Origin of the sequence: Bacillus sp. FSL M8-0350 (assembly GCF_038593345.1) — a bacterium.
Taxonomy (GTDB): Bacteria; Bacillota; Bacilli; order Bacillales; family Bacillaceae; genus Bacillus; species Bacillus safensis.
In genome coordinates this window covers 2,833,702-2,846,433 of record NZ_CP151985.1, presented here as the reverse complement: position 1 = coordinate 2,846,433, position 12,732 = coordinate 2,833,702, and the positions used below count along the sequence as shown (strand labels likewise).

At 41.5% G+C, this 12,732-nt stretch carries 13 protein-coding genes and 1 riboswitch; of the genes, 9 read left to right on the top strand and 4 right to left on the bottom strand.

Translation table 11 applies throughout. The features are described from left to right. Positions 1–16: 16 nt before the first annotated feature. Positions 17–1,603, bottom strand: coding sequence for a phosphoenolpyruvate carboxykinase (ATP) (pckA, locus tag NSS80_RS14845; RefSeq protein ID WP_024424910.1), 1,587 nt, complete (start codon positions 1,601–1,603; stop codon positions 17–19). A gap of 226 nt (positions 1,604–1,829) precedes the next feature. Further along, a riboswitch (SAM riboswitch) is annotated at positions 1,830–1,964 on the top strand. Positions 1,965–2,159: 195 nt separating this feature from the next. Here pckA and metK point away from each other — a divergent pair. Then, positions 2,160–3,362, top strand: coding sequence for a methionine adenosyltransferase (gene metK / locus NSS80_RS14840; RefSeq protein ID WP_034279424.1), 1,203 nt, complete (start codon positions 2,160–2,162; stop codon positions 3,360–3,362). A 148-nt stretch (positions 3,363–3,510) separates the two neighbouring features. After that, positions 3,511–5,409: an asparagine synthase (glutamine-hydrolyzing) gene (gene asnB, locus NSS80_RS14835; RefSeq protein ID WP_034279427.1), complete on the top strand. Its 1,899-nt coding sequence runs from the start codon at positions 3,511–3,513 to the stop codon at positions 5,407–5,409. A 142-nt stretch (positions 5,410–5,551) separates the two neighbouring features. Here the strand turns inward: asnB and NSS80_RS14830 are convergent, their stop codons facing one another. Next, positions 5,552–6,067: a gamma carbonic anhydrase family protein gene (locus NSS80_RS14830; protein WP_024426216.1), complete on the bottom strand. Its 516-nt coding sequence runs from the start codon at positions 6,065–6,067 to the stop codon at positions 5,552–5,554. 45 nt (positions 6,068–6,112) lie between these two features. On the opposite strand from NSS80_RS14830, the gene NSS80_RS14825 reads away from it, so the two are divergent. Both NSS80_RS14825 and NSS80_RS14820 read left to right on the top strand, forming a co-directional pair. After that, positions 6,113–6,892, top strand: coding sequence for an alpha/beta hydrolase (locus NSS80_RS14825; protein WP_024424906.1), 780 nt, complete (start codon positions 6,113–6,115; stop codon positions 6,890–6,892). Positions 6,893–6,924: 32 nt separating this feature from the next. Further along, the gene (locus NSS80_RS14820; protein WP_024424905.1) at positions 6,925–8,004 is read left to right on the top strand and encodes a tetraprenyl-beta-curcumene synthase family protein; all 1,080 of its coding nucleotides are present in this window, start codon (positions 6,925–6,927) and stop codon (positions 8,002–8,004) included. Positions 8,005–8,182: 178 nt separating this feature from the next. Here the strand turns inward: NSS80_RS14820 and NSS80_RS14815 are convergent, their stop codons facing one another. Beyond that, positions 8,183–8,755 carry a class I SAM-dependent methyltransferase gene (locus NSS80_RS14815; protein ID WP_317221876.1) on the bottom strand — a complete coding sequence of 191 codons (573 nt, stop codon included), beginning with the start codon at positions 8,753–8,755 and terminating at the stop codon, positions 8,183–8,185. Further along, positions 8,752–9,717 (bottom strand): TIGR01212 family radical SAM protein, encoded by a 966-nt coding sequence (locus NSS80_RS14810; protein WP_017358356.1) that lies wholly within the window; start codon positions 9,715–9,717, stop codon positions 8,752–8,754. The genes NSS80_RS14815 and NSS80_RS14810 overlap by 4 nt, the downstream gene beginning before the upstream one ends. Positions 9,718–9,869: 152 nt before the next feature. Between NSS80_RS14810 and NSS80_RS14805 the strand changes: the two genes are divergently transcribed. The 5 genes from NSS80_RS14805 to NSS80_RS14785 all read left to right on the top strand — a co-directional run bounded on the left by NSS80_RS14805 (position 9,870) and on the right by NSS80_RS14785 (position 12,727). Beyond that, positions 9,870–10,145, top strand: coding sequence for a YtzC family protein (locus NSS80_RS14805; protein WP_024426214.1), 276 nt, complete (start codon positions 9,870–9,872; stop codon positions 10,143–10,145). Positions 10,146–10,286: 141 nt separating this feature from the next. Further along, entirely contained in the window at positions 10,287–10,466 is a 180-nt protein-coding gene (locus tag NSS80_RS14800; RefSeq protein WP_024426213.1) for a hypothetical protein, read from the top strand. Positions 10,467–10,483: 17 nt separating this feature from the next. Further along, entirely contained in the window at positions 10,484–10,876 is a 393-nt protein-coding gene (locus NSS80_RS14795; protein ID WP_024426212.1) for a GntR family transcriptional regulator, read from the top strand. Further along, the gene (locus tag NSS80_RS14790) at positions 10,869–11,747 is read left to right on the top strand and encodes an ABC transporter ATP-binding protein (protein ID WP_024426211.1); all 879 of its coding nucleotides are present in this window, start codon (positions 10,869–10,871) and stop codon (positions 11,745–11,747) included. The genes NSS80_RS14795 and NSS80_RS14790 overlap by 8 nt, the downstream gene beginning before the upstream one ends. Beyond that, entirely contained in the window at positions 11,741–12,727 is a 987-nt protein-coding gene (locus NSS80_RS14785) for an ABC transporter permease subunit (RefSeq protein ID WP_041114923.1), read from the top strand. Before NSS80_RS14790 ends, NSS80_RS14785 begins: the two co-directional genes overlap by 7 nt. Positions 12,728–12,732: the final 5 nt, after the last annotated feature.

Here is a 12,732-nt window from a genome sequence, read left to right as displayed (position 1 = left end):
AGCTTTTTTCATTTGGTTATACGAGTGGACCGCCTTTGGCTTCAATGTCACTTGCCGCGTGGCTGAATTTTTGGAAGTTCTTTTTAAATTCATTGGCAAGGAAGTGTGCTTTTTCTTGATAAGCCTCTTGGTCATCCCATGTTTTAGCAGGTTGAAGCACTTCATCTGGTACACCAGGAATATGAAGCGGGATGTGTAAGCCAAAGATGTCATCAGTAATCATCTCGGCATTGTCAAGGTCACCTTCGATTGCTGCCTGCACCATTGCTCTTGTATGAGCGAGATTCATTCGTTTGCCTGTACCGTAGCCTCCGCCAGTCCAGCCTGTATTCACAAGGAATACTTTTGCACCGTGCTCATCAATCTTTTTGCCAAGCATTTCAGCATAGACGTGAGCTGGAAGCGGAAGGAATGGTGAACCGAAGCAAGTAGAGAATGTCGTCTCTGGTGATGTGACACCGCGCTCAGTTCCAGCTAATTTACTTGTGTACCCGCTCAAGAAATGGTACATTGCCTGCTCTTTTGTTAAACGGCTGATTGGAGGTAAGACGCCAAACGCATCCGCTGTTAAAAAGACAATGGCAGAGGGATGTCCTGCGATACTTGGTTTCACGATGTTATCAATCATTTCGATTGGGTAAGCAGCGCGTGTATTTTCAGTAAAGAAAGTATCATCATAATCCGCTTCACGTGTTTCTTCATCAAGCACAACGTTCTCAAGAACTGATCCGAAGCTGATCGCTTTGTAGATCTGCGGTTCTTTTTCTTCACTTAAGTTCACACATTTCGCATAGCATCCGCCCTCGATATTGAAGACCCCTGTGCCAGACCAGCCGTGTTCATCGTCTCCGATCAGCTTGCGGCTTGCGCTTGCAGAAAGCGTCGTTTTCCCCGTACCTGAAAGCCCGAAGAATAAGGCTACATCGCCTTCTTGACCTACGTTTGCTGAGCAGTGCATGGATAAAATATCTTGCTCAGGAAGCAGGTAGTTCATCACAGAGAAAATGGACTTTTTCATTTCTCCTGCATATTCTGTTCCACCGATAAGAATCGTGCGTTTTTCAAAAGAAACGATGATAAACGTTTCAGAGTTTGTGCCATCTGTTGCAGGATCTGCTTTAAAGTGCGGTGCAGATAAGATGGTGAAAGGTTTTTCGTTTGAAGAAGGTGTTGACCCGTCAGGTCTGATAAATAGCTGCTTGGCAAAAAGATTGTGCCATGCGAATTCGTTTACAACTGTAATCGGCATACGATATCTTTCGTCAGCGCCTGCAAACCCTTCAAAGACGAATAGTTCATCACGTTCTTTTAAGTATGACACAACCTTTGTATATAAACGGTCAAATGCTTCTTTGGAGATTGGCTGGTTTACTTGACCCCAATCGATTTTATGTTCAGAGCTTTCTTCTTTGACGATAAATTTATCTTTAGGCGAACGTCCTGTGTAGGCTCCAGTTGTGGCGCGGACAGCTCCAGTTGATGTTAAAACGCCTTCATTACGTGCCAAAATCTTTTCAACAAGTTTCGGAACAGATAAATTTTGGTGCGTATTTTCTAATGAGAGCAATGACTGCAAATCTTCTTTTAAATCCACTGAGTTCATAAAAAAACCCTTCCTTTACCGTTGAATTTGTTTGTTTCGATTAGTATAACACATTAATAATAATAGTCTATACTATTTAAAAATTTTTGTGTGTGTTTTTTCATTTCTGCTATGAAAATATGCTTTTTGGTGATGCTAATGGTGAGGAGAAAAAAGAGGGAGATAATTCTTATGAAGCATTGACATGACGCAAGGGTTTAAGATAAGATATCTTATTGAACGGATACTCTTATCCCGAGTTGGTGGAGGGACAGGCCCGATGAAGCCCAGCAACCGGTTTCTTATTTAAAAGGCATGAAAATGCTGAGAAACCAAGGTGCTAACCTGATGCAAGGTACAAGAACACCTTGAGCGATAAGAGTGAAAGGCATGCGATCTCAGACCCTTTCCTCGCAATGAAGGAAATGGTTTTTTTATTTTTGGGATATCATATGAACAAATTGCCAATAACATCTCTAATATAAACGTTTTCAAATATAAGAGGGAACGAGTTCCGTATCATATTGGAGGCCTCATCTTGGGATGATGTGGTCTTGTACAGGAGGAAATAGCCATTATGAGTCAAAATCGTCGTTTATTTACTTCAGAATCAGTGACAGAAGGACATCCGGATAAAATCTGTGATCAAATTTCAGACAGCATTTTGGATGAAATTTTAAAGAAAGATCCAAATGCACGTGTTGCCTGTGAAACTTCTGTTACAACCGGTCTCGTATTAGTAAGCGGTGAAATTACAACGTCTACTTATGTCGATATTCCAAAGACGGTGCGTGACACAATTAAGGAAATTGGCTACACACGTGCGAAATATGGTTTTGATGCGGAAACATGTGCTGTACTTACATCAATTGATGAACAGTCTGCTGATATTGCGCAAGGTGTAGACAAAGCGCTTGAAGCACGTGAAGGAACAATGACGGAAGAAGAAATTGATGCGATTGGTGCAGGTGACCAAGGATTGATGTTTGGTTTTGCCAATAACGAAACCGAAGAGCTCATGCCGCTGCCGATTTCACTAGCGCATAAATTATCTCGCCGTTTAACAGAAGTACGTAAGGATGAAACACTTGCATACCTTCGTCCAGACGGAAAAACACAAGTCACAGTTGAATATGATGAGCAAAACAAACCAGTTCGTATTGACACAGTGGTTATTTCTACGCAGCATGCACCAGAAGTGACGCTTGAACAAATTCAAAGTGACTTAAAAGAGCATGTCATCAGTCCTGTCGTTCCAAGTGAACTGATTGATGAACAGACAAAATACTTTATTAACCCAACTGGCCGTTTCGTGATCGGAGGACCTCAAGGGGATGCTGGTTTAACTGGACGTAAAATCATCGTTGATACGTATGGCGGATACGCTCGTCATGGCGGCGGTGCTTTCTCAGGTAAGGATGCAACGAAGGTTGACCGTTCTGCGGCATACGCTGCTCGTTACGTAGCGAAAAACATCGTAGCTGCCGGCCTTGCAGATTCTTGTGAAGTACAGCTTGCTTATGCAATTGGGGTTGCACAGCCTGTATCGATTTCAATTGATACATTCGGGACAGGAAAAGCTTCAGAAGAAAAATTAATTGAAGTGGTTCGTGCAAACTTTGATCTTCGTCCAGCTGGCATTATTAAAATGCTTGACCTGCGCCGTCCGATCTACAAACAAACAGCTGCATACGGACATTTCGGCCGTCACGACTTAGATCTTCCGTGGGAAAAAACGGATAAAGCCGATACACTTCGCAAAGAAGCATTGGGACAATAACAACATAAAAAACCGCTTATTTTAAGCGGTTTTCCTTTTGATTAAAAAAAAATCTTCAAAAAGCGAAAAAATGTGAAACAAAATCGGACAAAATACTGTCTAATTATAGGTCTACTTTTAAGAAATAACATAACGTGGAGGCAATAATATGTGTGGGTTTGTTGGTGTATTTAATCACCGTCCATTGTCCGAAACTACTGAACAGGAAGAGCTAATTAAACAAATGAATCGTCTCATCGTTCATCGTGGTCCGGATGATGAGGGTTACTTTCATGATGAGCATGTAGGATTTGGATTTAGACGTTTAAGTATTATAGATGTTGAGCACGGAAAGCAGCCGCTTTCTTATGAAGATGAAAAGTATTGGATTATTTTCAACGGAGAAATTTATAACTATGTGGAGCTGAAGGAAGAGCTTGTGAAAAAAGGCTATACGTTCAGCACAGATTCTGATACGGAAGTACTTCTTGCTACATACCGTCATTATAAAGAAGAAGCGGCTTCTAAGCTTCGCGGCATGTTTGCATTTTTAATTTGGGATAAAGAAGCGCAATTGTTATATGGCGCAAGAGATCCTTTCGGCATCAAACCGCTTTATTTTACACAAATGGATGAGCAAGTGTACTTTGCGTCTGAACGCAAAAGCTTGATGGCAGTGAACGAGAACATTTTATTTGATGAGACTGCTTTGCAGCAATACATGTCATTCCAGTTCGTACCTGAGCCAAATACACTTGATCAAAAGGTGCACAAAGTAGAGCCAGGTCATCAGTTTACTTTACGCCCAGGACAGGAGATTGAATTTAAGACTTACTGGAAGGTTCAATTCAAGCCTGTGCAAACACAAGAACAGAAGCTGATTGAAGAAGTACGCGATGCAATCTATGATTCTGTGAAAGTTCATATGAGAAGTGATGTTCCTGTTGGTTCATTCCTATCAGGTGGTATCGATTCTTCTTTCATCGTATCTGTTGCAAAGGAATTTCATCCTGAGCTGAAGACGTTTTCTGTTGGTTTCCAGCAGGATGGCTTTAGTGAAGTTGATGTAGCGAAGGAAACGGCTGATAAGCTGGGCTTACAAAACTTCAGTGCGGTAATTTCTCCTGAGGAATATATGAACGAGCTTCCGAAAATTGTTTGGCATTTAGATGATCCTTTAGCTGATCCGGCGGCGATTCCATTGTATTTCGTGGCAAAGGAAGCGAAGAAACAAGTGACGGTCGTTCTTTCTGGTGAGGGAGCAGACGAGCTGTTCGGTGGATATAATATTTACCGTGAGCCGCTTTCTCTTAAACCATTTGAATCTGTTCCATCTATGCTGAAAAAGCTTCTTCTTCGTCTGGCGCGCTTAATGCCAGAAGGAATGAAAGGAAAAAGCTTTATCGTCCGCGGCTGTACACCATTAGAGGAACGTTATATCGGTAATGCGAAAATCTTTGAAGAGCCAGTAAAGAAAAACCTCTTAAAGCAGTATGATCCGAACATTACGTATCGTGATGTGACGAAGACATACTTCGAGGAAAGTGCAGGCTACAGTGATATTAACAAAATGCAATATGTTGATATTCATACGTGGATGCGCGGGGACATCTTACTGAAAGCAGATAAGATGACAATGGCGAATTCTCTTGAGCTTCGCGTTCCTTTCCTTGATAAGGTCGTATTTGAAGCGGCTTCTAAAATTCCAGAAGAGCTGAAAACAAAAGATGGCACAACGAAATATTTATTGCGTAAAGCAGCAGAAGGCATTGTGCCTGACCATGTGTTAAACCGCAAGAAGCTTGGCTTCCCTGTTCCAATTCGTCATTGGCTGAAAAATGAGATGAACGCTTGGGCGAAAGACATCATTAAAAACAGTCAAACTGACGAATATATTAACAAAGCGTATGTGCTTGATTTATTAAATGAACATTGTGCTGGTAAAGCAGATCATAGCCGTAAGATTTGGACCGTCCTGATTTTTATGATTTGGCACAGCATTTATGTGGAGCGCAGTATTGATCCAGAGCAATTGAATCATCAACCGAAAGAAGTCATCTTCAGTTAATGAAAAAAGGTTTTCAGCTTTGTGCTGAAAACCTTTTTTGTCATGATAGAAAGTGGCGGAAAAGGGTAAAATAACAAGCGGTTCATAGTTATTGCTTAATATCCTGAAAAAAACATGATAAAGTGAAGATACACGTATGATGTTAACGAGATAAAAGGGAACGATAGTATTGTCCTTTTTCTACATATTCTCTGCGGATTCGGTCCATGTCTTGGATATCTTCATCTGTTAACAGCCGAACGACTTTGGCTGGACGGCCAAAAGCGAGTGATCCTTTTGGGATGACCTTTCCTTGAGGGACAAGACTTCCTGCACCGATAAAGGCGCCTTCGCCAATCTCCGCACCATCGAGAATGATAGACCCCATGCCAATGAGGGCATTTTTTCGAATGATTGAGCTATGTAATGTGACTTGGTGTCCAATGGTAGCACCATCTTCAATAAGAAGTGTTTTTCCAGGACTTTGATGCAGGCACGATAAATCTTGAATGTTGACGTTCTTTCCAATTCTCACAGGTGCAACATCGCCTCTGATGACGGTTTGGAACCACACGCTCGAATATTCTCCAATTGTGACATCACCGGTAATGGTGGCGTTATCTGCGACAAAGACCGATTCATGAATCTCAGGTGTAAACTGATGATATGGATAAATCACTTTTTCGACTTCCTTTCTTAATACAACATTTGTGAGGTGTTTACTTTGTGGACTTGGCATGCTGAAAGACCAGTTGGTACAATTGTCATTGTACATGGTGCGAGTGAATATCACGGCCGATATAAATGGCTGATTGAAATGTGGCGGAATGCAGGCTATCACGTCGTCATGGGTGATTTGCCTGGGCAAGGCACATCGACACGTGCGCGAGGCCACATTCGTTCTTTTCAAGAATACATTGATACAGTCGATGAATGGATCGAGCATGCGAAATCATTCAGGCTTCCTACTTTTTTACTTGGACACAGTATGGGTGGACTCATTTCAATTGAGTGGATGAAGCAGTATACCCATACGAAGTTGAATGGCCTTATTTTATCATCACCTTGTTTAGGTCTGCAATTTAAACCGAAGAAGCTGATGGATTTTGCGTCAAAAGGTCTAAATGTGCTCGCACCGTCTTTTAAAGTGGAGTCAGGGCTGTCGATTGAACTAGCCACACGAAATCAGGCGGTCATTGAGGCAGACTCAAATGATTCTCTTTACGTGACAAAGGTGTCGGTTCGCTGGTATCGAGAGCTGATCAAAAATATCGATGCGGCGATGCAGCCGACGAATGTCTTTAAATCGATCCCGCTCCTTTTAATGCAGGCGGGCGATGATAAGATCGTGGATAAAACGAGGGTGATAAAATGGTTCAATGGCATAGAATCAACTAATAAATCATACCGTGAATGGGAAGAACTGTATCACGAAATTTTTAATGAACCAGAAAGAGAAGATGTGTTTAAGGCGGCAAGAGCCTTTACAGATCAATATATTTGATTGTGAGCTTTAAGTTTTGGGGGTGGAGTGATTTGTCAGTACCAGAGCGTCCTTTTGCACTGATGACAAAGGTGTATAAAGATATTTTTCCGCTTGTTCATCAGGAGCTGAAAAAGTGGCGGGCTCATGCCGAAATGATTGAAAATGAAGAACTGAGAACGCAGGCACTAGCGAGCATATCGAGTAAAACGTTTCACTGTGAAGGCGGAGGCATTTTATCTCTTCTGGCAGGTGAAGAGAAAGAAACGTGTATTGAATTCATTGTGGCGTATCAAACCATTAGTGATTACTTAGATAACCTTTGTGACCGCAGCACGTCGCTTGATCCAAAGGATTTCCATATGCTGCATCAAGCGATGAGAGATGCGCTTGATATTCATGCTGAGCTCAAGCCATACTATCAATTCCGTGATGATCAAGAGGATCATGGATATTTACATGCGCTTGTCCGCACATGTCAAGATGTGCTTACGCGTGTTCGGCATTATCCGATCATTCAGCCATATTTACACACGCTGTGTGATTACTATAGTGACCTGCAAGTACATAAGCACGTTGTTCCCCATGAGCGTGTACCACGGCTAGAGTCATGGTTCCGCCAGTATGAAAAAGATTTGCCGAAGATGGAATGGTATGAGTTTTCAGCTTGTGCGGGATCAACGTTAGGGATATTCTGTCTTGTGGCGTATGCGCTGCAGCCTGATTTTACAGAAAAGCAGGCGAAGCAAATTTACGAAAGCTATTTCCCTTATATTCAAGGTCTGCACATTTTACTCGATTATTTAATAGACCAAGAAGAGGACAGGCTTGGGGGAGATCTGAACTTTTGCTCATACTATGATTCTCATCATGAGATGATGGATAGACTTCAGCATTTTATCGAAAAAGCGGATGAGCAGCTGAAAGGCATTCCGCATGAAAACTTTCACAAATTGATTAACAGAGGATTACTGGCGGTCTATTTGTCCGATGAAAAAGTGACAGCCCAAAAAGAGATGAACAAGCTGGCAAAAAGACTGATCAAATCAAGCGGGAAAACATCGTTCTTTTTCTATATTAACGGAAGAGCCTATCGGACCTATCAGAAAATGCCTTGGATGAAATCATCATAAAAAAGCTCAAATCCATTAGGATTTGAGCTTCAGCGTGTAGACAAACCCTCGCATTCGGTGTCAGGTCTGCGCGCCGGTACTCACGAATGTCGAATTCGCTCCGTTCCGGTGCTCGCCCGTTCCTAGACTGCAAAGGTTTTCTATCACGCTGAAAAGAAGAAAAAAGCTAAAATGCACATCATTTTAGCTTTTTTTCAATGGCGACCACAAAAGGCGGGTCGTTTTGAATATTCATGTATTGATATGATAAAACTTGTACCTCTTCATGAGGGAGTGATCTGCAATAGTCGAGAAGCACTTCTTTTTCTCTTTTACCTTCGGGATGTCCATGGTAGATCACAAGGACGATCAGTCCTCCGGGTTTGAGCCATTCGAGGAGCTGCTTGATGGCTTCAATGGTTGTATGAGCCTGAGTGGTGACGGCTTTATCGCCTCCAGGCAGATACCCAAGGTTAAACACTGCACTAGATATATGTCCATAAACATCCTTCGGAAGATGATCCGCCAGTTTTTCATGTCCATCATGGATGAGGTGAACGTAAGGATATTGACCGCCAAGCCTTTTGCTTGTCTGCTGCAAGGCTTCCTCTTGCACGTCGAATGCAAACACTTGACCTTCAGTTCCTACAAGGTCCGCTAAATAGAGTGTATCATGGCCGTTGCCCATTGTTGCATCTATGACGATGTCGCCTTTTTGACAAGCGCGTTCTAACAGCTCTTTACTAAAAGGAAGCATGCGTTTCAAAATCATTTAGCTGCTTCTTCCAATCTGACGAAACGTTTCCCTTGGTAGCTGTTACGTCTTTCGAGCTCAGCATTAATGGCATTGAGCACTTCCCACTTGTTAACACTCCACATTGGACCAACCATTAATTCAATTGGGCCGTCCCCTGTAATACGGTGAATAATCATTTCTGGCGGCAGAATCTCCAGCTGATCACAAACAAGCTGAACATATTCCTCCTGGCTTAAAAACTCAAGCTTTCCTTTTTCATATTGCTTGACCATTGGAGTCCCTTTTAAAAGGTGAAGCAAATGAATTTTAATTCCCTGCACATCTAAATCCGCAACAGCTTTTGCTGTTTCCATCATCATGTCTCGGTTTTCAAGAGGCAATCCATTGATGATATGTGAGCAGACACGAATTCCGTGTTTTCTCAGTTTTTCTACACCTTCAACGTAGCATTCATAATCATGAGCACGGTTAATGAGCATAGCTGTCCGTTCGTGTACCGTTTGAAGACCAAGCTCTACCCATAGGTAAGTGCGTTCGTTTAATTCGGCTAAATACTCCACTACGTCATCCGGCAGACAGTCAGGTCTTGTTGCAATGGATAGACCTACGACACCATCCAGATTCATGACGGTTTCATATTTTTCTTTTAGGACAGGAAGCGGCGCGTGTGTGTTTGTATACGCCTGGAAATACGCCATGTATTTTCCGTCTTTCCATTTTGTATGCATCCGGTCTTTGATTTCGTTAAATTGAGTGATGAGATCATCAGCCCGGTTTCCTGCAAAATCACCAGATCCAGCGGCACTGCAAAATGTACAGCCGCCGTGGGCTACAGTACCATCACGGTTTGGGCAGTCAAAGCCGCCGTCTAAGGCTACTTTAAATACTTTATGACCAAAGTGTTCACGCAAATGGTAGTTCCACGTGTGATAACGTTTTTCGCTGTTTGAATATAAAAAAGGGTTATGCTGATCCAAGTCAGTAACCTCCTTGCATAATAATAGGCATCCTTAAAGTTTAACAAAAATCACGAAGGAGGACAATTGAATCTGTCCAACATTTTCTTTAGTGAAAAAGCTTTACATGGGCAAAATAGGCGGGAGCGATGATGAAATGGAGGGAATGTAAGATGGCAACAAGGCAGTCGATTGATGAATTTATTCAAAAAAGTACGGAAACCCTTGAGTTTGCAAGTGAACAATTTGATTTGAGTTCACGTCAGGAACATTATAATGAGGAAGAGTTTTCTAAAGCACAGCTCATGCTTGAGAATACGGTCAACGAATTAGAAAAATTAAAAGATGTCGCCAATGACCAGCAAAGAGAACGATTAGACAGGGCACGTGTTCAAATTCAGAGCTTACAAAATCAAATGATTTTAGGGATTTCTTACGATAATGAATGATGAACAGATCCTTCTTTTAAGGGTCTGTTTTTTATTTTCTTAATAAGTTATTGACTTTTATGCTGGGTGTCTATATTGTATTAAGTGTACTACATCAACTAATACACTACAGACACTTAAAGTGAAGAAAGGTGTTCAACCATGAAAAAAGAAAAAAACCCAATTAATTTGAAGTGGATGGTGCTGGCTGTTGCGTTAGCATGTACATTTTTTTTCGTTCTTGTTTTCATTGGTTTTGAAGTTCAAAAAGATTTGATACCCAATTCAGTTCCTTTAATGCAAGGACATGAACAAGCGATAGGACTGCAAAAGCATGAATGAGGAAAGAGGGAGTCATCATGATTCAAATAGATCCAAGAAGCGCTGCGCCAATATATGAACAAATCATTGAGCAGCTCAAAATTTTATGTTTAAAAGGCGTGATGAAGCCAGGTGACAAACTGCCCTCTGTCAGAGAGCTCGCCACCATTATCATTGCCAACCCAAACACCGTCAGTAAAGCGTATAAAGAGCTAGAGCGGGAAGGGATTATTGAAACTCTGCGGGGCCGCGGTACGTATGTAACAGAAGGTGCTCAGTTAAAGCTGAATGAAGGGAAGGTGCTCCAGATGAAAGAACAGTTAAGACAACTCATCATAGAAGCTCATCATGCTGGTATTGATATTCATCAGCTCAAGGAATGGCTGGAAGAGATCGGCTCAAGTCTAAAAGGAGGAAAACAAGTTGATTGAGGTTAGAAATGTATCAAAGAAATTAAATGGACGCGAAGTACTCAGCGACGTTTCCTTCAAAATAGGCGAAGGTGAGATCTTCGGTCTGCTTGGCCGTAATGGCTCGGGGAAAACAACACTTCTCAGATTGATTCAGCAAATTCTTCTTCCGGATGAAGGAGAGATTTATTTTAAAGATGTGCTGGTGAAAGACCACCCTTTAGTAAAGCAAAATATTGTATTCATGCCGGTCGTGAATCCTTACTTTGACAGATACAATTACGGACAGCTTGTCCAGCTGTTAAAGCATATATATCCAAAGTTTGATGTGACCTATGCCAATGAGCTTGTGAACCGCTATGAAATTCCGGAAAAAGTGAAGTATCGTGAGTTGTCAACAGGGTTAAAGAAACAGCTGTCATTAATTTTAAGCTTTGCCATCAAACCAGCGGTCATTTTATTAGATGAGCCGACTGATGGTATTGATGCCGTCACAAGAAATGACGTTCTTCAGCTGATGATTGACGAGGTGGCAGAACGACAAACAACGATTTTAATTACATCTCACCGCTTAGAGGATATTGAGCGCATGTGTAATCGAATTGGATTTTTAGAAGGAAATCAGCTCACAAGTGTCATGGATTTAGATGAATTAAAGAATGACTATGTCAAAATCCAAATGGCCTTTGAAGAAGATATGAACTTAAGTATTCGAAAAAATGGCGTTGCGATTTTGGATCAAGCGGGCGTTTTCTATACAGCGCTTGTTCTAAAAACCGATGAAGAAGCTAAAGAGTACTTGAAGTCACTGAAGCCAAAAGTATGGCATGAACTGCCTGTGAATTTAGAAGAAGTGTTCATTGCGAAGTTTGGAGGGAAACGCAGATGGTAAAGCGGCAATTATTATATAAGGAGTGGAAGCAATCTGAGCTGACATTCATTTTAGTGATGATTGTTGCTGCGCTTGCGACGCCCTTTGCATTCTTAATGGAATATTCGTCTTTTCAAACGTGCCTAAACGATACAGAATGTATTACGGATGCACCACGTTTTTCTTATATCTTTAAGACGGATCCTTTCCTCTCCCTTTCATGGCTAATGGGAATTTTCTTTGCTGTCATGCAGCTTGGATTTGAGAGAAATAAAGGGCAGATGGATTTTACCTTATCCTTACCATTTAGCAGGAGTACAATCTATCACACAAAGTTTTTCTTAGGTGCTGGAATCATTGCAGTCGCTCATGCCGTTTCTTATGTTCTTACTTATTTACTTATTTTAGGACTTGACCCACTAGAGACACCTGGCTTTCATAGCGTTTATATCATTTCGCTTGTGTCCTCCTTGATGTTTTATAGTTTATTTTTTGCAGCGGGTACTTTAACCGGAAGTTCCATTGCGCAAGCAATCGTTGGGTTCAGCACAGCTATTTTACCCTTTTTAGTGATCGGATTACCGCTTGTTCATGTAGATTTTATCATCAAGACAAGTGGGAGTTGGTTAGATAAGAGCTTCGCTTATTTGATATCGCCTATATCTCCAATCAACTATATTATAGATGAACCTTTCCGATCTGATTATCCTCTTTGGTTCTCAGGCGAAAAAATCATTATACCTATTGTCATGGTGGTTCTGTTTTATCTAATTGGCTTAATTAGCTTTATAAAACATCCAATTGAAAGAAATGGCCGCTTCTTCCTTTACTCAAGTATGGATAGACCTATTCAGATTATGGTCATCGTCTTCGGTGTTCTAGGGTTTGGATGGTTTGGTTTTTCTTCAGATAATTCCATATTTGGTTATATCGTTGGCATGCTCATCGGTGGAGTCGTAGGCGCCTTAACGAGTTATTTCTTAATCTATAGAAAAAGATAAACAGA

Excerpts from the sequence above, each read along its gene's own strand:
- pckA (WP_024424910.1), bottom strand. The coding sequence starts at position 1,603 with ATGAACTCAGTGGATTTAAAAGAAGATTTGCAGTCATTGCTCTCATTA.
- metK (WP_034279424.1), top strand. The coding sequence starts at position 2,160 with ATGAGTCAAAATCGTCGTTTATTTACTTCAGAATCAGTGACAGAAGGA.
- asnB (WP_034279427.1), top strand. The coding sequence starts at position 3,511 with ATGTGTGGGTTTGTTGGTGTATTTAATCACCGTCCATTGTCCGAAACT.
- NSS80_RS14815 (WP_317221876.1), bottom strand. The coding sequence starts at position 8,755 with ATGATTTTGAAACGCATGCTTCCTTTTAGTAAAGAGCTGTTAGAACGC.
- NSS80_RS14805 (WP_024426214.1), top strand. The coding sequence starts at position 9,870 with ATGGCAACAAGGCAGTCGATTGATGAATTTATTCAAAAAAGTACGGAA.
- NSS80_RS14800 (WP_024426213.1), top strand. The coding sequence starts at position 10,287 with ATGAAAAAAGAAAAAAACCCAATTAATTTGAAGTGGATGGTGCTGGCT.
- NSS80_RS14795 (WP_024426212.1), top strand. The coding sequence starts at position 10,484 with ATGATTCAAATAGATCCAAGAAGCGCTGCGCCAATATATGAACAAATC.
- NSS80_RS14785 (WP_041114923.1), top strand. The coding sequence starts at position 11,741 with ATGGTAAAGCGGCAATTATTATATAAGGAGTGGAAGCAATCTGAGCTG.